The organism is Enterobacter sp. GER_MD16_1505_Eko_090, from assembly GCF_003331015.1.
Lineage (GTDB): Bacteria > Pseudomonadota > Gammaproteobacteria > Enterobacterales > Enterobacteriaceae > Enterobacter > Enterobacter roggenkampii.
This window is the reverse complement of sequence record NZ_PUQF01000001.1, coordinates 192,475-213,799: the sequence shown is the minus strand read 5'-3', so window position 1 is coordinate 213,799 and position 21,325 is coordinate 192,475. Positions and strand designations below refer to the sequence as shown.

The window sequence follows — 21,325 nt, the reverse complement described above, 5'->3', positions numbered from 1 at the left end:
ATCTCAGGAAATGCCATATATTCTGGAAAATTCTTTTATAACAACCCATTGCATGAAATTATTAATGAATATTAAGAATAGTCGAATACACGCGCGGTGCCAGCAATATCAATGCGAACCGCCGTGCCCGGGTTCCATCCAGGCTGGCTGACGGTCTTGAGGGTGACGGGCTGCGGCTGTCCGGTAAGCCCAAGGGTGAGCGTCGACAGGTGACCGGTAAAATCCACATCAAGAATGGAGATCGGGCTTTCATGTGAGGCGCATGCCGTCACGCTCAGCTGCTCCGGGCGCAGCATCACTCTGCCCTGCCCTGTCGCCAGCGGGTTGTCTGTGGGCACCTTACCCAGCGCGCAGAGGGCGTAGCCCGCGGTGAGCTGCGCAGGCAGGATCAGCGCATCACCAAGAAACAGCGCCGTCTCTTCGTCAACGGGACGGGTGTAAACCTCATAAGGCGTCCCGACCTGCGTGAAGCGTCCGGAACGCATGACGGCAACCTGCGTGGCAAAGGAGAGCGCTTCGTTCTGATCGTGGGTAACCAGAATCGAGGCCACGCCCGCTTCGGCAAGCAGATCGGCCGTGGCCTTACGCGTCATGGCGCGCAGGCCAGTATCCAGCGCCGAGAACGGTTCATCCAGCAGCATCAGTGAAGGACGCTGGGCCAGCGCACGGGCAAGGGCCACGCGCTGCTGCTGTCCGCCGGAAATCTCGTGAGGCCAGTGCGTGGCGAGCTGCCTGTCCAGCGAAACCATCTCCATCAGCGCCTCAACGCGCTGGCGTTTTTCGTGGCGGGTCCCGTCCAGCCCCCAGGCAATGTTGTCTGCCACGTTGAGGTGGGGGAACAGCGCGCCCTCCTGCGGCACAAAACCGATCCCGCGCTGGTGGGCAGGGACAAAACGGTTTTCATCAAACAGGGTTCTCCCCTGCATAACAATACGACCGGTGTCGGGCGTCTCAAACCCGGCAAGAATACGCAGCAGCGTGGTTTTACCTGACCCCGACGGCCCGACAATGGCCGTTCTGCTCCCCGGCGCAACGCTCAGTTTTAAGCTGTCGAGCACCTGCACATCAGCAAACGATTTAGAAATGGCGGTTAATTCAAGCATGTCATAGCCCTGCAATTTTCTTCGACTGCATATAGAGAATGGCGGTCAGCGGGAGGGAAATCAGGATCATCAGCATCGCGTAAGGCGCGGCGGCGACATAGTCAATTTCGCTGGTCAGCGCCCAGAATCCGGTAGAGAGCGTGCGCGTGCCCAGGGGAGAGAGTAACAGCGTGGCGGTCAACTCGTTGCTGACGCCGAGGAACACCAGCGCGGCCCCCGCCGCCGCACCCGGCGCGGCCAGCCGCATCGTGACGCTCCAGAGCGCCTTCGCGGGCGTGCTGCCAAGGCTGCGCGCCACGTTTTCCAGCTCAACCGGCGCCTGCGCTATCCCCGCCCGCAGGTTGATGAGCGCACGGGGCATAAACATCAGCAGATAGGCAAGGAACAGGGTAATTTCCGTCTGGTAAATGGGACGGGCGTAATGAATGGTGACGGTGACCAGCGCCAGCGCCGTGACAATGCCCGGCAGCGAACTGGTGATATAGATGCACCCTTCCAGCATCCGGAAGATACGGTGCGGGTAGCGGATACCGAGCCACGCAATGGGGATCACACACGTCGTCGTCAGCAGCGCGCCGCCCACGCCGAGCATCAGCGTCTGGCGCAGCGAGTGCCAGAGATCGGCGCTCATCCAGATTTCCACCCCGCCGAGCCAAATCCAGCGACACAGAACAGCTAACGGCACGCCCAGCGCCAGGACGATCAGCACCATGAAAAACAGCTGCCCCAGCGCGGCAGCCGCAGGCTTCAGCGGCCAGCGTTTCTGCTCGCGCGCAGCCCCGGCGCCAATGCGCGCGTAGCGTGCTTTTCCACGCGTCACGCCTTCCAGCACCAGGATAGCGAGGCAGCATAACGCCAGCACGCCCGCCAGCATGTTTGCTGCCGGGCCGCTGAAGGTTGACTGAAACTGGTCATAAATGGCCGTGGTGAAGGTATCAAAGCGGATCATCACGTACAGACCATATTCCGCCAGCAGGTGCAGCGCCACCAGCAGCGCGCCGCCGCAGATAGCCAGCTTGAGCTGGGGTAGCACCACGCGGAAAAAGACCTTCCACGGCGGGGTGCCGAGCGACGCGGCGACATCTTCGAGCGTCGGGTCAAGGCGGCGGAGCACCGCGGCAACCGGCATGTAGATAAAGGGATAGTAGGCAAGCACGGAGAGAAACACGCCCGCGGAGAGACCGTGCATCGACGGAACCACGCTCACCCAGGCATAGCTTTGCACAAACGCGGGAATGGCCAGCGGGGCGACCGCCAGCGCGGACCAGATGCCCCGTCCGGCAAGCTGGGTGCGCTCGGTGAGCCAGGCAATCGCCACGCCCGTCACGATACACAGCGGAACCGCCAGGGCCGTCAGCCACAGCGTGTTGCTGAGCAGCTCAGCCACACGCGGGCGAAACACCAGCGCCTTAATGGTTTCCCAGCCCGTCTCAATGCCAATGGCAATGATAAAACCCAAAGGCAGAAGCGCCAGTAACGAAAACATGACAGCTAACGCAACCATCGGCAGTGCAGGACGCCTGCGGGCAGGCTCCTGCACTCTGTTTTTTCCGATGTCGAGACTTAGACCAGACATAAGACCTTCACTTCACTCTCAGGATCACAGCAGGCCGGCTTGCGTCATCAGCTCGATAACTTTTTTACTGTTGAGCGTTGAAGGTTCAACTTTCGGTGCATCAAGATCTTTCAGCGGGACCAGTTTCGGGTTTGAGGCCGCGTTCACGCCCACGGCGTATTCAAAGGCGTTGTTGGTACGCAGGCTTTCCTGACCTTCTTTGCCGGTAATGTATTTGATGAAGGCCTGCGCCTGCGCTTTGTGCTTGCTGGACGCCAGCACGCCACCGCCGGAGAGGCTCACAAACGCGCCCGGATCCTGGTGCTTGAAGTAGTAGAGCTGGGTGTTTTTGCTGTTTTCACCGGTTTTGGACTGATCGACAAAGCGGTAGTAGTGGTAAATCACCCCGCCATCAATCTGACCCGCATTGACCGCTTTCATCACGGTGCTGTTGCCTTTATAGGCCACGAAGTTGGCTTTCATCGCCTTGAGCCATTCCAGGGTGGCCTTCTCGCCCTTCAGGGCCAGCATCGCGCTCACGATAGCCTGGAAATCCGCGCCTGACGGTGATGCCGCCCAGCGGCCTTTCCACTCGGGTTTCGCCAGATCCATCAGCGATTTAGGCAGCTGCTGTTCGCTCAGTTTCGCCGGGTTATAGACGAACACCGTGCTGCGGGCAGCAATGCCGATCCAGCGGCCATGCGCCGGACGATACTCTGCCGGTACCTGCTTCAGGGTGTCTGAATCCAGCGGGGCAAACAGGTTGGCGTTATCCACCAGCACCATGGACGGCGAGTTTTCCGTCAGGAACACGTCTGCCGGCGATGCGCTGCCTTCCTGCACCAGCTGGTTACCCAGCTCGCTGTCATCACCATTACGCAAAGTGACTTTAATCCCGGTTTCTTTGGTAAAACCGTCAACCCACGACTTCACCAGGTTTTCATGCTGCGCGTTATAAACAACGATACCGTCGTTGTTATCGGCGGCAACCGACTGTGTGGAAAGGAAAAGGGATGATGACAACAAGGCAAGCGAGAAGCAGGACAGCAGGCGAGAATTCATGAACATATCCTTAATAGACCAACGGGAGTAACCACTCATAGCTTTGTGGGACAGGATTAAAACATACAACAACGCTAATGATAATTAGTATCAATCCAGTTTAGGCGTAAAAGTGTAAAATTTCTTTTTAGCCGATTTTGTAATGATAAAAATCCAAATTTTAATGCGAGATAATTTCTAGATTAAGAAAACCTTAAGCCTGCCAACAACGAAATTCATTAGCCTTCTATTCATTATGGCGCGAAGGTAAAACTGTTATTCGCGCGCCCGGCAGATATAAAAAAGCCCCGGTATTGCGGGGGCTTTTTATGCTTATCCGGAGGTAGCTAAATTTATTAGGCTACTCATTTAAAAAGCATCACATAGCTGCATGAGGGGCATACACAGGATAGGTGAAGAACAATAAATGCACGCAGTTCAGCCCAAAATGGAATAACGTTGCAACCCAGAGCCTGCCGCTCCACATCCACGCCAGGCCGTAAATAATGCCGGAGAGGCTGGCAAAAATAATCAGCAGTAAACCGCCGCTATAATGCATCAGCCCAAAGAGGACTGAGGCCATCAACAACGCGACAACAGGATGAACGATCCGGGACAAGCGCTGCTGCAGGTAGCCTCTGAACAGGGCTTCCTCGGCCAAAGAGACGAAGAAAATATTCGCAAGGGCAAATTGCGCGAACCATTCTGGCGCATGTGGCTCAATTCTCAGCCCGCCCAACGCCACAGCCAGAAGTAACAGCGCGGGTACCGCAAGTACCAATATTACCCAGCCGAGCTTGCCCATTTTATAGAGGGGTTTTGCTACGAATAGCGTTGGCATGCACGTAATTAAAAAGAACGGCACCACCGCCTTGTCCATATTAAAGTACATACTGAACGGTATGCTTTGCGGACCAACGACGACAGCATCCAGCACTTTGGGATTATGGAAGCCCGGGAGTACATGCATAACCAGGGCAACGGCGATGATCACACACAGGCCTTCAATCAGATAAGTATATTTATCATCCTTATTACGTAGCCATTCAACAACAGACCAGCCAATAACGATTGACGCAATAACCAGCAGCGCCGGGGCGTCAAGAATGCTCTGTTTCCAGCCGAGAAATGCCGTTAATCCCAGCAGCAGGTAAGCCAGGCTTTTATTAAGGGAAAGTGCGGCAAGCGAAATTGCGAGTAGATACCACATAAATGTCCTTCATGACCGATAAATTTTAGGGTCGATGTCCCAAATATGTCCCACAACGGAAATCAGGAGGATGTGAGTGAGGCGTAACTCTATGAAATGAAATGGCACGCCCTGTAGGATTCGAACCTACGACCTACGGCTTAGAAGGCCGTTGCTCTATCCAACTGAGCTAAGGGCGCACTGAGAAGCGTGTACTTCGCGGTGGTGAAACGCGAAGAATTATACGGTCAATGGCAGGTGAGTCAATGCCTTTTCCGTTTTCAGGGCCAATTACCGCTAGCCGATTGTAAATACGGCTATTTTCTCAACATTCCTCCCTGTTTTACCGTAAAATTTAGCGCTGCGAAAAGGCTTAGTTGCATTTAAGTAACGCCTGCTGTTTTCCTGAACGTCAGCTCGTCACACTAGAGCCAGGTATCCCGGCCGCCTGGAGGCTGACAGACAACAGGACAATGGAGTGACAGCGCAAAACCTGATCGATACGCCCCCCCGGTTACAGTACCTCTCTCAGGACATCGTCGGCATTAAGCTTGAGCCTATCGTCGCCCTCGCCTCTTTGCGTCAGGTTGGCGTCGAGGTCCTTAGCGTCCTGGCCGATACGCGGCACAGTGAGGATTTTTTTTGCCATCGGTCCGCTGGCTGGTCGCTAACGCTGCTTGAGGCGCAGCTTGCTGCGTTAAAAAATACGCCGCACGGTCATAACCTTTTTATTAATCTGCCGATAACCGTCCTGACAGAGCCTGCGTCCTTCCAGCGGCTCATCAGACTCCCCTGCGTGCCGCTCAATATTGAGCTTGTCGACCTTGCGGCTTTTTTGGCGCTGTCCGTCGCGCAGAAGCAGCGCGTGGTTCAGAATCTGCAGCAGCTGAGCAGACAGGGGCACGCTATCTGGCTGGATGACATTGATGATGTCTTAGTGCAGTCGTTTTTATCCTGTCGACTTCCGTTAAGCGGCATCAAAATAGATAAGGAAGCATTCTGGCGTTTACGCGACACCCCTGCGCTGAGGCAACTGGTTTCCCTTTGCTTTCAGCTTGCCGGGAAAGTGCTTATCGAAGGTATTGAGACTGAACGCGATCGTACCTGGGCACTGCAGGCAGGCGCAGACTTCGGCCAGGGATATTACTGGCCGTCCTGGACATGGCCGGAGGATTAAAACGCCATTTCCAGGAGGGAGACCATGCGAATGACAGTGCGCCGTTACCGGCGGCGGCGTACAGGAAGTGATGCACTGGGATTTACGCGCTCACCTTTTGCTCCCCCCTTTTTCGACCGGCTCGAATTTTTGAGCCAGTCCATCAGCCAGCCCCGCAAAACAGACGCCCCGTTTATTCTCCTGGTGACGGAGGATCATTTCCTGCGCACCGGTTTTCTCAACGGGCAGTTTCCCCTGAGCAGCTGCTGCGATTACGCCACGCTGGACGACGCCCTTGTCGCACAGACCCAATGGCCCTCCGCCCGTCTGGTCGTGGATATTGAAAGCCGGTCAACGGGGCTTCTGGAGAAACTGGATCAGTTGAGAAGGCATAGCCTGTTTCCTCCGTTCCTGACGCCCTGGTTGTTAGTCCGGGCCGATAATTACGACACCCGCCTTTTCTGCAAAGCGGCAGGTCCCTTTCATGTGCTCGAGCGCCAGCTGAACGCCGCGGCACTCCAGCACAGCCTGCTGGATGCCCGCCCGCCACAGGGCTCCGACAAAGACTGGTTCAACCGCAATGAATGGCCGATCCTGCAGGAACTTTCCCGGGGCAAGACGTTACGTCAGATTGCCCTTATGCAGAATCGTCCCTATAGCCGCATTATCTATCGTCTTAGCTGCATCCTGGTGAAGCTGGGGCTGAGTCATCGACAGGAATTGTTGCATCTTCTTAATAACCTCTCAGACTGCACGTTTTCACTCACGTCCTAACCCCTTATTTCCTAAAGCGCTTTAAGAATTTACTTACCATTCGTGTTTCAAAAATGTTAATTTTTAACAATAAAGTCGAAATTATAACTATTCCTAATTTATGGGCGAGAACCTTGTGAAATGCCACAAATTGAACGAACGGCAGCACTTTCCTCCATCCGTTAAGTGAATGCAGACAGCGTTAACAAGATGATAATGATGTAAAAACAAGCAGCTTAGCGACTGCGCCCTGGAGGGAAAAGCGAAGCAGATAGCATGTTCTCCTGTGCAGGAGTTGCGGAGCTGAAGGTCAACCTTCACGCTTTCAGATGAAGGTCTGACGGCCTGCGAGGGCAATTGTTCACCTCATCAGACCGGGCGAGTCCCCCAAAATGATGCGTATTTTTGTTAACAATTGATCAACATACAGAGATATCTGTTATTTTTTGTTATTACATAAAGATGAAAATATGCGGTAAATGGGATAACAGGATATTTCCGCTAAATTTAAAAAAATAGCGATTCAGATCCAGAAGATAATACAAACCAATATCCTGTGATTAATTTACAGGGTTTTCGGAAAAAACTTACCCTGTATAATAAGAAGCGTACCAAATCTGAATAAGAAAAACCTTTTTGCCAACACCAGCCAAATGAGATGACCGCGCTGAGGCATAGTTCTTTTCATTACGTAAACAAGGATGCTTTCGCTCTTTCCAGGGAAATACTACGGTATAGGGATCTGCACATTATATCCTTCCGGCATTTCGAGAGTTTTACCAAACTCTGCATAACGCTTTTAACAATCTGAGGCATTAAAAATGAAACCGGCATCCGTTATCATTATGGACGAACATCCTATCGTCAGAATGTCGATAGAAGTCCTGCTACAGAAAAATAAGAATATCACAGTCAAGCTCAAGTCTGGCGATAGCCATGAAGTCCTTGACTGTATCCGTAATCACCCTATCGATCTGGTGATCCTTGACATTGAACTCACGGGCACGGATGCTTTCGCTTTACTTAAGAGAATCAGAAACTTAAACAAAGACATTAAGATTCTGTTCCTCTCATCTAAATCAGAGTTATTTTACGCGGGTCGCGCCATTCGCGCCGGGGCAAATGGCTTCGTCAGTAAACGTAAAGATTTGGGTGAGATCTACAACGCCGTAGAAATGATCCTGATGGGCTATTCCTTTTTCCCATCGGAAACGCTGAACTTTATAAACCATTTGGGTTCAGGCAAAGGGATGGCAGTCGATATGCCATTATCAAATCGCGAGGTCACGGTATTACGCTATCTGGCGAATGGATTATCCAATAAGGAAATTGCTGAACAGCTACTATTAAGCAACAAAACCATTAGCGCGCATAAATCCAATATTTATTCCAAGCTGGGCGTGCAAAGCATCGTGGAATTAATTGATTACGCCAAAGCGCACGAGCTGCTTTAACCTGAATTCACTCCCTGCAGCTTATCTGAGCTGCAGGGAGTGCGGTCAGTGCTAATTATAGTTAATCATAAAGGTGGCATCCGCATCGGCTCGTCCGGGCTGAGGGTTATCTGCAGTGGCAATATAATTGGCATAAAACGACAATGTTGCATTCCCCTGCGCATCAACCGAGACCGGCTGGCTGGCCTGCTGGAGAGCCAGACGCGTTTTATCCGCATCCCTGATCTCTACCGCGACACGGCTCGCTGTACTGGCGTCGTTCAGCGCCAGCAAACCGTTATTGCTCCCGTCGGCTTTACCCGAAAACGTAATCGACGCCGCGCCCGGCGGACAGCCGGTCAGCTTCAGCGTAAACGGCATGGGCTGCGTGCGGCTCCCGGTGGTGCTGAGCTGTTTCGTGGGCCAGGTGCCCAGCGTGACGGTCTTGTCGCTGTCGCTGCCTTCCGCAACGCAGGTAAAATCGACAATATTGCCGTAGAGCCGAATGTTAATTTCACCCAACGCGGTGTCCGCCTGAGCCTGTGTGCAAAGCGCAAAGAGCGCCACGGTGAGAAAACGGATCCCGTTTCGCATATCGGCTCCTTAGTCGTAATCCACGCGCAAATACCCGCGCGAGGTGAAACGCCCTTCCGCTGGCTTGTTGCCCGTCACGCTCACTGGCCAGACGCGGATCCCCACCTTTGCCTGCGCGCTGTCGTCGAGGCGGAACGGAATTTTGCTTGTCAGGTTGTTAGGCGTTAGCGGCGCACCGCTCTCGTTGGCAATGATGAACCCGACGTCCGGGTTATCCGACACCAGCACATTATCAGAGACTTTCTCCGCCTCTACGCGCATCGTCAGCATGGCGTTCGCCTCGACGTTGGTGCATTTGATCGCAATGGTTTTGCTTTGCGATGAGACGCCCTCCGGTTTGTTACCTACGCCCGCCTTGCTGAACAAGGAGGCACCAATGTCGCCGAAATCAAACTCCACCACGTTTCCGGCGTTGATAGCGCAGCTTTGCGGCACCTGAATGGTACCGCTGTAGCTGATGGTATAGACCGGCGTGGTGAGCGGATCCGAGGAGGTGGTGGTGACGTAAACGCGGAACATGGTGGCGCGCGGGATCACGACCATATTAATAAAACGTCGGGTTACCTTAAGGCGGAAGACAAGGCTGGAGTCCTGAACGCCAAACGGTCTGTTTTTGGAGACGTTAGGATGGCTCCCCATCTGGATATAGTTTTTTGGCGGATAAAACACGCCAGCATAGCTGTCCGTGATTTTCATGGCCCCGTCCAGATAGTCGTTCAGCTTCAGATACTGATAGCCATCGCTCGTTCCCGTAACCTGATAATCGGTCACATAGCTACGCTTGGTGGTATTCCCGACCGTGCCCTTCGGGCAGACGGCATTGACCCCTACCCACTGCGACTTCTCGCTGAGCGTCACGACCTGTCCAATCTGGTTATTCGAGCTATTGAATTTGTCCGTCAGGTCGTAATGCACTTCCGTCGGCACGCCTTTTTCATTGACGCACACGGTGGCGAATGCGTTTGCCGCAGGCAGTAGCGCCAGAAGCGACAAGCCTAAGATGTGGGTTTTATTCACAGCGAATCCCCTTCATTGTGATTGCCTGTTGCAGGCTCTTTTCAGGCAAGCTGTAAGGCGCGCGACACTGGGACTGCGCCCCGTCGCCCCACTGGATCAGCAGCTCGCCCTCCAGCGGCAGCCCGCTCAGGTAAATTTGCCCGTCGTCCCCCACCATGCTGGTGACACCGCTCCGGGTCTCACGGACCACCGCACCGAACGGCACGGGCTGGTTGCCGCGCGTTACCGTCAGCAGGGCGCGCACGCCAATGCGAGTATCAAAGCTGGCGCGCACCAGCGCGCCTTTGGTCGGCACCACGCTGCTCACGTTGTTTTCGATGTCGGTGTTGTTGCTCATGGTGTTGGTATCCAGCGCCACGCGGTTATAGCGGTAGACGGTGGCATACGGCATCACCGCATAGCCTCGCCAGTCGGTTCTCACGCCGGTCTGGTTTTCCACGCTGACGCCGGATGCCCCCGGCGCTTTGATCAGCACGTTGGTGTCACCCAGCGGCTGGCTGAAGGTCACGCCGTCGGCATGACCGACGACCCCGCCGGAGAGCTGCCAGTTGAGATCGTGCTGATCGTCGCTGTAGTTGTAGCCCACGCCCAATGTGCCGTAGGTCGCCTGCCAGTTGGCGCTGGCGCTTCCGCTTGACCCGTTGGTGCTGGTGTGTCCCTGAGTCACGCTGTAGTTCAGGTTGCGGTCCTCCAGCAGCGTGCCGCTGACGCCGGTTTGCCAGCTTGTGTCGCCATCGCTGTTCCGGCTGGCGGATGCCGTGGCGTAGGCACGGTCAATCGCGCTGTCCCGGCGATAGCCCTGACGGGTAAAGATACTGAACGGCACGGAGAGGTTAAACGACGCGATCCGGTCGGTGCCGTCGATCCCGACGGATTTGTTCCACGACCACGAAACGGAGTAGTTGATCCCCTTCATGCCCCCCGCATACCCCAGCTGGTACCAGAGGTTCGACTCGTCGGTACCCCAGTAGGTCTGCTCGCTGCCGGAGATATAGACCGAGCCGTAATCCCCCAGCGACTGAGAAACGTTAAGCTGGAAGCGACCTTTTTTATTCCACGTCAGGTTGTGATAGCTCTGCACGTCCGGCACATCGTTATCGCCCTGGCTGTCGGCATACTGATAGCCTTCCATTGAGCGCCATGCCACATCGTCCAGGGTGTAAAACCCTTTTGTGGAGTAACGGTAGCCCAGCAGCTGGAAGTTGGTGCCAAAGCCGTTAAGGGATTTCGCATAGAGGAAGCGCAGGGACTGTCCTTCATGCTTGCTGTCGTCCGCGAGCTGGCTGCGGGCGTGGGTGATATCGAGCGAAACCGCGCCCCAGTCGCCCAGGTTTTTTCCGGCCCCGACGGCGACCGCGGTATAGCGTGACGCCAGCTGCGTCCCGCCGTAGAGCGTAAAGCCGTTGGCAAGCCCGGTAATCAGGGTGCCCTGGGTGAAGAACGGCGTATCCTGATCGCTGTTACCGCTGCGGTAATCCCCCGCGACGAGGTCATACTTCCAGCGCCCTTCACGCTGCAGAAGCGGCACGGTGGAGTACGGCACGGTATAGCGCTGCTGGGTACCGTCTTTCTCTTCTACCGTCACTTCCAGGTCACCGCTTGAGGAGGTGGGGTTGAGATCGGTAATCGCAAATGCGCCCGGCTGCACATAGCTTTGATAGATCACGTAGCCATTCTGACGCACCACCACTTTGGCGGGCGTCCGGGCGATCCCGCGCACGGTGGGCGCGTAGCCCTGCAGGCTGTCCGGATACATGCTGTCAGACGAGAAGAGCCGTCCGCCGCGGAACCCCATGCTGTCGAAGACGTCATTACCGGTATTGCTGTCGCCCAGGACCAGTTCGCTTTTCAGCGGGATCACGGTGCGCTGCGCCCAGGTGCCAATATTCTGCCACTCGCTGTGCCGCTGCCCGTTGGTCTGCGTGTATCGCCATGCGCCGTTGTTACGTAAACGCCAGGCGCCGTAGTTCAGCCCGCTCTGCAGGTTGAGGTAATAGCTGTCGTCTTCGCTGCCCCGGTTGCCCGTAAAGCTGTAGTTCAGCAGCGCGGCGGGGATGCCTTCATCCCACTGTTCCGGCGGAATGTAGCCCCGGGCGCTGTTCTGCAATGCCACCTGCGGCAGGCTAACGTTCAGGCGCTGTGAGGCAAAGTTGAATACCGTTTCGCTACCGGGAATGGCCGTGGTCAACGGGACGCACGCCTCACCCTGAACCTTAGCCAGCTCGGGAAACGCCGCAACGTTGACGCCAAAGCGGTCCAGCATCGCGCGCGTAATACACGGCGATAGCCCGCCCGCCACCGGCGGCGTGTTCTCTGCCTGCTCAAAACGCACGTCCTGAGTCCCGATAAATTCATCGTTACGCCAGATATCCACGCGATAAACGCCGGGTGCCTGCTGGTGTCCTTGCTCAAAACGCGACAAATCCGCCACGCTGGCGGTGTCGTCGGACAGGAAGGCCGGGTTGAAATAGCTTTCGCTCCAGCCAGCCTGCGGCCAGAGCGCAGCCATCAGCGCCAGTGCAACCGGGCAGTAACGTCCCTGATGGTTTTTCATCGCCCTGACTCTGCTCACAGGTTGACGCTACGCGCCGGCGTGATGGCACCGTAGTCATTCACGCTCTGCCAGGAGAGCGTGCCGCCGGCACCGGCTGGCAGCACCTGCTGTGCCGCGCTTTTCGGTGCCACCATCAGGTTATCCAGCGTCTTCCCGCCCAGCTTCAGATTGACGAGGGTGATGTAATACGGAGACGCGTTGCTGACTTTGAGATGGTTACCCGCGCGCTCAAACCGCAGCTGGGAAAGCGCCTCTTCCGGCTGCATTGCCAGGTTGTTCGGGCGCACAAACAGCTTGATGCGCGAGAGAATAGCCAGCTGCAGCACGTTATTGTTTTCCGTTTTGGCTTTGTTCACTGACGGGATCGCTTTCACGTTCATGTAAAACAGCGATTCACGGTCGGCAGGCAGCGCAGGCCCGGCGTAAATAATGCGCAGCGTGTTTTCACTGTCCGGCTCGCTAACAAACAGGGGCGGCGTGACGGCAAACGTTTTTTCTTTTTGCCCGTTTGCATTTTCAATCCACGCGTTAATTAAATAGCGTTCCTGTTTATTGCTGTTGGTGATTGCCAGCGACGTTTGCTTCGCCTCTGCGGGATAAATAACGCGGGTGGCTCCCAGCGCAATACCGCCGGATGCATTCGCGCAGGCAGAAACCATCATTAAAATAAACGATAAAAAAAGTCCTGGTTTAATTAGGGTATTCATCACAACCGTACCTTTAATAATGTGTTCGCAGGTGTTATGGATAAATCAACGTAAACCAGACATCCGACTGAATTTTGCCTGGCTCGAGGTGTTCGGAAATAGCCCGATAGCGGGCGCTGAAATGGAACGCAAGCTCGCGGGTATCGATCGGCAGCCAACTGACGGCCGTGGCATTTGGGATAATCTGACGCTGCTGCTCGTCAAAGAGCGCCAGCCCAACGCCGCTGCTGACGGGCGTTTCACCTGGTCGCGATGTCGCCAGAAAGACCTGAGGATCTTCTGCGGGTGTGGCCCCCTGAAACTGAATCCCCACGGTGCGCGAAACATCAACGCTGCAGTCCAGCAGCCGTACGGTGAAAGGCACATTCACCGTGGAAAAACTGCCCACGCCGGAAAATGAATTGGTTCGGTACTGCCCCATATCGATGCGCATATTCTGGCTGTCGGGCGCCACGGCGCAGCCGCCGTTCACCAGTTCACCTCTGAGATGAACCTTGCCGCCTTCGATCACCACGGTATGCGCCGATGCCGGGCAAGCCATCGCAAGGGTTAACAGCAGTAGTGTTCCTGTCCTTGTCATCCTTTGTTCCTGGCAATAGCGTATGACGGGCCTCGTCCCTGAGGCCTGAACATCCCTGTGCGGAGGAATTATTCGTATTTCATTACGAAGGTGGCGTCAGCGTTCGCCTGGCCTGGCTCGGTAGTCGCAGCCGTGGATTTATAACGCGCGGTGAACTTCAGGGTGTTGGTCCCTTCGATCAGCGTCTGCGCAGCAGAGAAGGTCGCACCGTCTGGCGTCAGAACGCTGGATTTGCTGTCGAGGATCTCGATACCCACGCCTTTCGCGGTGTTGTCGTTGCTGCCGGAGGTGACGGCCAGCAGGGTTTTGTCGGTTGGGTCGATCTGACCGGTGAACGCAACAGCGGCAGTTTTGGCCACCAGCGGATCGCAATCGTTCAGTTCAATGTTGAACGGAATATTAGAGGTGGTGTCGCCCACTTTGGTGAATTTCGCGGTACGATACTGACCCAGATTAACGGTCTGCTCGGAAGAATCAGTATTTACTGAACAAGCCGCATTAACCAGCTCACCTTTAAAATGTACGGTACCGCCATTTACGGAAACCGGCGCAGCAGGATCCGCTGCATTTGCGGCACCCGCAACCAGGGCCAAAGTTGCAATAACAGTAGAAGCAATGTTGCTGAGTTTCATGTCTATTCCTTTAAAATGTAAATAACCCTTCCCGCGAAAAATCGGGAATAAGAAATACGTTCAATTGAGTAATTGAAAGCTTATTTCGGAGGAGACAAAGTAGCTCAGGAGGTGATTTTTAAATATGTCAAAACGCTGCCATTTTACCAGGTCACATCCTAATCCCGCCTAAGAAATTGACCATCCCTTAAGAAGGGTTTTTGCGTCTTGCGGATAAAAACGCGCAAAGGGTGACTGACAGCGGGGCTCGCTTCTGACAAAATACACGCATCCCCCCTTTCGAACGTTACAGACGGAATCTTCTCTCTGATGGCAGCAAAGATTATTGACGGTAAAACGATTGCGCAGCAGGTGCGCTCTGAGGTCGCGGAAAAAGTGAAGGCGCGTAAAGCGGCCGGAAAACGCGCCCCCGGGCTGGCCGTTGTGCTGGTTGGCAGTAACCCGGCATCGCAGATTTATGTCGGCAGCAAGCGCAAAGCGTGTGAAGAGGTGGGGTTCGTCTCCCGCTCTTACGATTTGCCGGAAACCACCAGCGAAGCAGAACTGCTGGAACTTATTGACACTCTGAATGCCGATAAAGAGATCGACGGTATTCTGGTTCAGCTGCCGCTGCCCGCCGGTATCGACAACGTGAAGGTGCTGGAGCGTATCGCACCGGATAAAGACGTGGACGGCTTCCATCCTTACAACGTTGGCCGCCTGTGCCAGCGCGCGCCGCGCCTGCGTCCGTGCACGCCGCGCGGTATCGTGACGCTGCTGGAGCGTTATAACATCGATACTTACGGCCTGAACGCCGTGGTCATCGGCGCGTCCAACATCGTGGGCCGCCCGATGAGCATGGAGCTGCTGCTGGCCGGCTGCACCACCACCGTTACCCACCGCTTCACCAAAAACCTGCGTCACCACGTTGAGAACGCCGATCTGCTGATCGTCGCGGTCGGTAAGCCGGGCTTTATTCCGGGCGAGTGGATTAAAGAGGGCGCAATTGTCGTGGACGTCGGGATTAACCGTCTGGAAAACGGCAAAGTGGTCGGCGACGTGGTGTATGAAGATGCCGCCGCGCGCGCCTCTTACATTACCCCCGTACCGGGCGGCGTAGGCCCGATGACCGTCGCAACGCTGATTCAGAATACCCTGCAGGCATGCGAAGAATATCACGACGTAGAGGACGCGTAAGATGGCCACATTTTCATTAGGCAAACACCCGCACGTTGAGCTGTGCGATCTGCTCAAGCTGGAAGGCTGGAGCGAAAGCGGCGCGCAGGCGAAAATTGCCATTGCCGACGGGCTTGTCAAAGTGGACGGTGCGGTGGAAACCCGCAAGCGCTGCAAGATTGTCGCGGGCCAGACCGTGAGCTTTGAAGGGCAGAGCGTGACCGTGACGGCGTAAGCCGTTTGATGCCCGGTGGCGCTGCGCTTACCGGGCCTACGTACTGTCTCCGTTTGTAGGCCGGGTAAGGCGAAGCCGCCACCCGGCAATTTCTATCTCTATCCCCTCACACCCATCACGGTTATTTATCGATCCACTTCAAATAATCAGTATTTCGTCTGTTGAAAAGTGAAAATTCAGTTGCGCGTTTTTCACGCTTTGCCCACGATAAGTAGAACGTTCTACTAAAACGTTCTACTTACAATAACAGCGCCAAAAAAAGCGCTACTCGGGGGAAATCAGCATGAGTCTGATATCAGGGTTTGTTAAATCGCTGTCTAAGTTATCGATGATTGGTCGCGCCTTAATGCTGCCAATTTCACTGCTTCCCGCTGCGGGCCTGCTGCTGGCCTTCGGCGATAAGTTCCATCTGCCGCTGATGATGAACGCGGGCGGGGTTATCTTTGATAACCTGCCGATGCTGTTTGCCATTGGCTCTGCCGTGGGCCTGGCGTCAGAATCCGGCATTGCGGCGCTGTCCGCGGCGGTGTCGGTGTTTGTCACCAATATCACCATCAGCACCGTGCTGAGCATCACGCCGGAAATGGCCTCTCAGGGCGGGAAATACGCCATGGTGGTGGGCATTCCGACGCTGCAGATGGGCGTCTTCGGCGGCCTGATCTGCGGTATTCTCGCGGCCTGGTGCTATAACCGCTTCCACACCATGCAGCTTCCGGAATTCCTTGGCTTCTTCTCCGGCAAGCGCTTCGTGGCGATTGCAACAGCATTCCTCTCGTTCCTGATGGGGCTGCTGCTGCCGTACGTGTGGCAGCATATCCAGGCCGGTATCGACGCCCTCTCCGTGGTCGTTAACGGCGACAACCAGGCGGCCTCGACCTTTATCTTCGGTCTGGTGGAGCGCGCGCTGATCCCGCTCGGTCTGCACCATATCTGGTATCCGTCGTTCTGGTATTCGTTTGGGGATTACACCACCCAGGCAGGCCAGGTGATCCACGGCGACCAGACCATCTGGTTCAAGATGCTGGAAGAAGGGGTGAAATCCTTCAGCAGCGATACCTACCAGAACGCCGGTAAGTTCATGCAGGGTGAATTCCCGCTGATGCTGTTCGCGCTGCCTGCGGCGTGCCTGGCGATGTATCACGAAGCCCATACGAAGAATAAGAAAATCGCGGCCGGTATTCTGTTCTCCGCGGCGCTGACCTGCTTCCTGACGGGGATCACCGAACCGGTTGAGTTTACCTTTATCTTCGTGGCGCCGATTCTGTACGTCTTTAACGCCATCATGGCGGGTCTGGCCTACATGACCATGTACCTGCTGCATGCGCATATCGCCAAGTCGTTCTCTGCGGGCTTTATCGACTATCTGTCATTCGGGATCCTGCCGTCGTTTAACGGCTACCAGACCCACTTCCTGAGCGCCATTATCATCGGCATTCCAATGGGCCTGATTTATTACTTCACGTTCCGCTTTGTGATCCGTCGTTTCGACGTGAAAACGCCGGGCCGCACCGAAGTAACCGCCAACGCGGATGAAAAATCGGATTCCGAGCTCGCGACCGAGATCATCACCCTGCTGGGCGGCGCGCATAACATTGACTCCGTCGGCGCCTGTATCACCCGCCTGCGTCTGGAAGTGGCAAAAAGCGACGCGGTGGATAAAGACGGTCTTAACGGACTCGGCGCGCGCGGCGTGGTGTTTGTCGGCGACAACGGTATTCAGGTGATTTTCGGTGCCAGAGCACAGTTTATCGCCCAGACCATGTCCACCATGATCGGCAAATAATAAGATGCCTGAACGACACGTCTCCTGTACGCTGGGAGGCGTGTTTTATCTGGCTGATAATCGGTAAATTTCAGGGAGCGGTTTTGAAGAAAGTCAGCATTATTGATGTCGCGAAGCACGCGGGCGTGTCGGTTTCCACCGTATCGCTGGTGCTGCGCCAGAAAGGGAAAATCTCAGAGGCAACGATCGAGAAGGTCAACGCTGCCATCAATACCCTGGGCTATGTTCATAACGTTGCCGCTGCCAACCTCCGCGCCAATACCTCTAATCTGATTGGCCTGATCCTTCGCGACTTTAGCGACAGCTTCTCCATCAAGGTGATGGCGAGCATTGTTCAGGATCTTGAAAAACAGGGGTATATGGTTTTTCTCGGTCAGCCCCAGAACGACCATGACCAGCTTGAGCGCTGCCTGCTGTCGTTTAAGCAGCAGGGCGTCGCCGGGGTGATCTATCTGGCCTCGGATACCCGCACCTCTACCCTGCCGGAAAAGATTCGCCACTGCCCTCTGCCGCTGGTGGTGGTCTCTCAGTCGCTGCTGGATGAAAAATGCAATCTGGTGATGCGTGATAACCGGCAGGCGGCCAGTCTGGCGGTGCGTTATCTTATCGAGCGCGGTCATCGTAATATCGCCTACATAGGCGGACGGGAAGGCTGCCTTATCCGCGAGCAGCGCCTGCTCGGCTTTCGCAGCGCGATGGCGCAAAACGGACTGGTCTGGCGCGATGAATACTCGCCGGCCTGCAGCGATGACACGCTGGCAGCAGGTTTTGCCACCCGCCAGCTGCTGGAAAAAAACAATACCATCACCGCCCTGCTCTGCCACTCGCCGGATGCCATGATCGGCTCCATCTCCGGTATTCATCAGGTTGGGCGTACGGTGGGTAAAGATGTCTTTCTGACGCAGCAGGTCGCCCTGGTCGGTTTCGAAGATATGCTCCACGTGAACCTCACCTCTCCCTCGTTTACCTACGTTTCGTCCGCCAGCGAAGAGACGGGGCGTCAGGCGGCCGGGCTGATTATTCGCACGCTGAAGGAGCCGACGCTGCAAACCCAGCGTATTACGCTCTCCGGGCAGCTTATCGCACGCGAGTCGGCGTAAAATCAGAATTTAGCACAGGTCTTTTAGCGCGGAATGACTGCTATATTTCCATGATTTGCCATGGATAATCACAATGCCTACCGTCATTACACACGCTGCTGTTCCGCTTTGCCTGGGCTTAGGCCTGGGGACAAAAGTTATCCCACCCCGCCTGCTGTTTGCCGGTATTGTCCTCGCCATACTGCCGGACGCCGACGTGCTGGCGTTCAAGTTCGGCGTCGCGTACGGCAACGTTTTCGGCCATCGCGGCTTTACCCACTCCCTGCTGTTTGCCTTCGTGGTGCCGATACTTTGCGTACTGACTGGACGACGATGGTTCAGGGCCAGCCTGACGCGATGCTGGCTGTTTTTAACCGTGTCACTGCTGTCGCACAGCCTGCTGGATTCGATTACCACAGGCGGGAAAGGCGTCGGCTGGCTGTGGCCGTGGTCGGATGAACGCTTCTTTGCGCCGTGGCAGGTGATTAAGGTCGCGCCGTTTGCGCTCTCACGCTATACCACGCCGTACGGGCATCAGGTGATTATTTCAGAACTGCTGTGGGTGTGGCTGCCGGGGGGCGTGCTGATGGGGTTGCTGTGGTGGAAAAGAAGGTAAAAAAAAGCCGGGTGGCGGCTGCGCCTTACCCGGCCTACTTTTGCCCGTAGGCCCGGTAAGCGTAAGCGTCACCGGGCGTTACAGACTTACTTACGGCGCCAGGTCGTTCCCTGCGGGCCGTCTTCCAGAATGATGCCCATCTCGGTCAGACGGTTACGCGCCGCATCGGCCGCCGCCCAGTCCTTCGCCTGACGCGCTTCCAGACGCGCCTTGATCAACGCTTCAATCTCCGCCACTTCACCGTCGTCCGCCTGCGCACCGCTCTGCAGGAACGCGTCCGGCTCCTGCTCCAGCAGGCCGAGCACGGCAGAGAGCTTACGCAGATGGGACGCCAGCGCATTCGCGGCCGCCATATCCTCGGACTTCAGGCGGTTCACTTCGCGCGCCATGTCGAATAGCACGGAGTAGGCTTCCGGGGTGTTGAAGTCGTCGTTCATCACCTCAACGAAGCGTGCTTCGAACGCTTCGCCGCCTGCCGCCGGAACAGACTTGTCGGTTCCGCGCAGCGCGGTGTAAAGACGCTCCAGCGCCGAGCGCGCCTGCTTCAGGTTCTCTTCGCTGTAGTTCAGCTGGCTGCGATAGTGGCCAGACATCAGGAAGTAGCGCACGGTTTCCGCGTCGTAATACTTCAGCACGTCGCGCACGGTAAAGAAGTTACCCAGCGATTTCGACATCTTCTCGCGGTCAACCATTACCATCCCGGAGTGCATCCAGTAGTTCACGTACTCGCCGCCGTGGGCGCAGGTGGACTGCGCGATTTCGTTTTCGTGGTGAGGGAACATCAGGTCTGAACCGCCGCCGTGAATGTCGAAGTGCTTGCCCAGCTGTTTGCAGTTCATCGCGGAACATTCAATGTGCCAGCCCGGACGGCCGTCGCCCCACGGGGATGGCCAGCTTGGTTCACCCTCTTTGGACATCTTCCACAGCACGAAGTCCATCGGGTTACGCTTCACGTCAACCACATCAACGCGGGCACCGGCCTGGAGCTGGTCCAGATCCTGACGGGAAAGCGCACCGTAGGTTGGGTCCGTCGGCACGGAGAACATCACGTCGCCGTTGTCGGCAACATACGCGTGACCGCGGGCGATCAGCTTCTCGGTGATGTCGATGATTTCGTGAATATGGTGGGTCGCGCGCGGCTCGCTGTCCGGACGCAGAATATTCAGGGCGTCGAAGTCTTTGTGCATCTCAGCGATCATGCGATCCACCAGCGCGACAAAGCTTTCGCTGTTTTCATTCGCGCGCTTGATGATCTTATCGTCGATGTCGGTGATGTTGCGCACATATTTCAGCTTGTACCCCAGAAAACGCAGGTAGCGTGACACCACGTCGAAGGCGACAAAGGTACGGCCATGGCCAATGTGACAGAGATCGTAAACCGTAATACCACACACGTACATGCCGACTTCCCCGGCATGGATAGGTTTAAATTCCTCTTTTTGGCGCGTCATTGTATTAAAGATTTTTAACATCGAAGATTCCATGTAAACACGTGTGTGGTTGAAAACCGGCTATTCTACCCGTAATTCAAACCCGAAGCAGCACACAATGCAAGGTGATCGCATCCTGTGGTTATGCTATAACAAGCCCCTATAGATGACCCGAAGGCGGGTCGACGTACCACAATAACGGAACAGGATGCAAAAATGGTTACTTTCCACACTAATCATGGCGATATCGTAATCAAAACCTTTGATGACAAAGCGCCTGAAACAGTTAAAAACTTCCTGGACTACTGCCGCGAAGGTTTCTACAACAACACCATTTTCCACCGCGTGATCAACGGTTTCATGATCCAGGGCGGCGGTTTCGAACCTGGCATGAACCAGAAAGCCACTAAAGAGCCGATCAAGAACGAAGCGAACAACGGCCTGAAAAACACCCGCGGCACGCTGGCGATGGCACGTACTCAGGCGCCTCACTCTGCGACCGCGCAGTTCTTCATTAACGTGGCGGACAACGACTTCCTGAACTTCTCCGGCGAAAGCCTGCAGGGTTGGGGCTACTGCGTATTCGCAGAAGTGGTTGAAGGTATGGACGTGGTTGACAAGATCAAAGCCGTCTCTACTGGCCGCAGCGGTATGCACCAGGACGTTCCAAAAGAAGACGTTGTGATTACCAGCGTGACCGTCAGCGAGTAATT

20 protein-coding genes and 1 tRNA gene are annotated in these 21,325 nt (G+C 55.6%); 9 read left to right on the top strand and 12 right to left on the bottom strand.

From position 1 onward, the window contains the following. Window positions 1-71: 71 nt before the first annotated feature. The 5 genes from C6A40_RS01025 to C6A40_RS01005 all read right to left on the bottom strand — a co-directional run bounded on the left by C6A40_RS01025 (window position 72) and on the right by C6A40_RS01005 (window position 5,088). Window positions 72-1,103 (bottom strand): ABC transporter ATP-binding protein, encoded by a 1,032-nt coding sequence (locus tag C6A40_RS01025; protein WP_045335423.1) that lies wholly within the window; start codon window positions 1,101-1,103, stop codon window positions 72-74. Window position 1,104: 1 nt separating this feature from the next. Continuing rightward, entirely contained in the window at window positions 1,105-2,679 is a 1,575-nt protein-coding gene (locus tag C6A40_RS01020) for an ABC transporter permease (protein ID WP_161958625.1), read from the bottom strand. A 24-nt stretch (window positions 2,680-2,703) separates the two neighbouring features. Continuing rightward, on the bottom strand, window positions 2,704-3,720 hold the full coding sequence (locus C6A40_RS01015; protein WP_045335421.1) for an iron ABC transporter substrate-binding protein: 1,017 nt from the start codon (window positions 3,718-3,720) through the stop codon (window positions 2,704-2,706). A 358-nt stretch (window positions 3,721-4,078) separates the two neighbouring features. Then, window positions 4,079-4,909 carry a CPBP family intramembrane glutamic endopeptidase gene (locus C6A40_RS01010; RefSeq protein WP_023343525.1) on the bottom strand — a complete coding sequence of 277 codons (831 nt, stop codon included), beginning with the start codon at window positions 4,907-4,909 and terminating at the stop codon, window positions 4,079-4,081. A gap of 102 nt (window positions 4,910-5,011) precedes the next feature. Next, window positions 5,012-5,088: transfer RNA gene (locus tag C6A40_RS01005), tRNA-Arg, on the bottom strand. A gap of 278 nt (window positions 5,089-5,366) precedes the next feature. On the opposite strand from C6A40_RS01005, the gene C6A40_RS01000 reads away from it, so the two are divergent. From C6A40_RS01000 to fimZ, 3 genes are all read left to right on the top strand, one after another. Then, on the top strand, window positions 5,367-6,065 hold the full coding sequence (locus C6A40_RS01000; protein ID WP_025912649.1) for an EAL domain-containing protein: 699 nt from the start codon (window positions 5,367-5,369) through the stop codon (window positions 6,063-6,065). A 24-nt stretch (window positions 6,066-6,089) separates the two neighbouring features. Continuing rightward, window positions 6,090-6,818, top strand: coding sequence for a helix-turn-helix transcriptional regulator (locus C6A40_RS00995; protein ID WP_008499340.1), 729 nt, complete (start codon window positions 6,090-6,092; stop codon window positions 6,816-6,818). An 800-nt stretch (window positions 6,819-7,618) separates the two neighbouring features. Beyond that, window positions 7,619-8,251 carry a fimbria biosynthesis transcriptional regulator FimZ gene (gene fimZ, locus C6A40_RS00990; RefSeq protein WP_023293114.1) on the top strand — a complete coding sequence of 211 codons (633 nt, stop codon included), beginning with the start codon at window positions 7,619-7,621 and terminating at the stop codon, window positions 8,249-8,251. Between the two features lie 51 nt (window positions 8,252-8,302). Here the strand turns inward: fimZ and sfmF are convergent, their stop codons facing one another. The 6 genes from sfmF to fimA form a co-directional block, all read right to left on the bottom strand. Further along, entirely contained in the window at window positions 8,303-8,824 is a 522-nt protein-coding gene (gene sfmF / locus C6A40_RS00985; RefSeq protein WP_008499338.1) for a fimbria assembly protein, read from the bottom strand. A gap of 9 nt (window positions 8,825-8,833) precedes the next feature. Beyond that, on the bottom strand, window positions 8,834-9,841 hold the full coding sequence (fimH, locus tag C6A40_RS00980) for a type 1 fimbria D-mannose specific adhesin FimH (RefSeq protein ID WP_021241603.1): 1,008 nt from the start codon (window positions 9,839-9,841) through the stop codon (window positions 8,834-8,836). Continuing rightward, on the bottom strand, window positions 9,834-12,395 hold the full coding sequence (locus C6A40_RS00975) for a fimbrial biogenesis usher protein (RefSeq protein WP_114191219.1): 2,562 nt from the start codon (window positions 12,393-12,395) through the stop codon (window positions 9,834-9,836). Before C6A40_RS00975 ends, fimH begins: the two co-directional genes overlap by 8 nt. A 14-nt stretch (window positions 12,396-12,409) precedes the next feature. Beyond that, entirely contained in the window at window positions 12,410-13,102 is a 693-nt protein-coding gene (gene fimC / locus C6A40_RS00970) for a type 1 fimbria chaperone FimC (RefSeq protein WP_045335419.1), read from the bottom strand. A 34-nt stretch (window positions 13,103-13,136) separates the two neighbouring features. Further along, entirely contained in the window at window positions 13,137-13,682 is a 546-nt protein-coding gene (fimI, locus tag C6A40_RS00965) for a type 1 fimbrial protein subunit FimI (RefSeq protein ID WP_008499334.1), read from the bottom strand. A 68-nt stretch (window positions 13,683-13,750) separates the two neighbouring features. Next, on the bottom strand, window positions 13,751-14,314 hold the full coding sequence (fimA, locus tag C6A40_RS00960; protein ID WP_008499333.1) for a type 1 fimbrial major subunit FimA: 564 nt from the start codon (window positions 14,312-14,314) through the stop codon (window positions 13,751-13,753). Between the two features lie 309 nt (window positions 14,315-14,623). Here fimA and folD point away from each other — a divergent pair, with 309 nt between their 5' ends. The 5 genes from folD (at window position 14,624) to C6A40_RS00935 (ending at window position 19,182) form a co-directional block, all read left to right on the top strand. Continuing rightward, a complete protein-coding gene (gene folD / locus C6A40_RS00955; protein ID WP_008499332.1) occupies window positions 14,624-15,490 on the top strand; it encodes a bifunctional methylenetetrahydrofolate dehydrogenase/methenyltetrahydrofolate cyclohydrolase FolD in 867 nt (288 codons plus the stop codon). A gap of 1 nt (window position 15,491) precedes the next feature. After that, complete coding sequence (gene ybcJ, locus C6A40_RS00950; RefSeq protein ID WP_004143016.1) at window positions 15,492-15,704, top strand: ribosome-associated protein YbcJ; 213 nt, start codon at window positions 15,492-15,494, stop codon at window positions 15,702-15,704. Window positions 15,705-15,987: 283 nt separating this feature from the next. Next, window positions 15,988-17,487 (top strand): PTS transporter subunit EIIC, encoded by a 1,500-nt coding sequence (locus tag C6A40_RS00945; RefSeq protein ID WP_008499331.1) that lies wholly within the window; start codon window positions 15,988-15,990, stop codon window positions 17,485-17,487. An 83-nt stretch (window positions 17,488-17,570) separates the two neighbouring features. Next, on the top strand, window positions 17,571-18,587 hold the full coding sequence (gene malI, locus C6A40_RS00940) for a Mal regulon transcriptional regulator MalI (protein WP_008499330.1): 1,017 nt from the start codon (window positions 17,571-17,573) through the stop codon (window positions 18,585-18,587). Between the two features lie 73 nt (window positions 18,588-18,660). Then, window positions 18,661-19,182: a metal-dependent hydrolase gene (locus tag C6A40_RS00935; RefSeq protein ID WP_045335418.1), complete on the top strand. Its 522-nt coding sequence runs from the start codon at window positions 18,661-18,663 to the stop codon at window positions 19,180-19,182. An 86-nt stretch (window positions 19,183-19,268) separates the two neighbouring features. On the opposite strand, the gene cysS is transcribed toward C6A40_RS00935, so the two are convergent. Continuing rightward, complete coding sequence (cysS, locus tag C6A40_RS00930) at window positions 19,269-20,654, bottom strand: cysteine--tRNA ligase (RefSeq protein ID WP_045335417.1); 1,386 nt, start codon at window positions 20,652-20,654, stop codon at window positions 19,269-19,271. A 174-nt stretch (window positions 20,655-20,828) separates the two neighbouring features. Here cysS and ppiB point away from each other — a divergent pair, with 174 nt between their 5' ends. After that, window positions 20,829-21,323, top strand: coding sequence for a peptidylprolyl isomerase B (gene ppiB, locus C6A40_RS00925; RefSeq protein ID WP_008499327.1), 495 nt, complete (start codon window positions 20,829-20,831; stop codon window positions 21,321-21,323). Window positions 21,324-21,325: the final 2 nt, after the last annotated feature.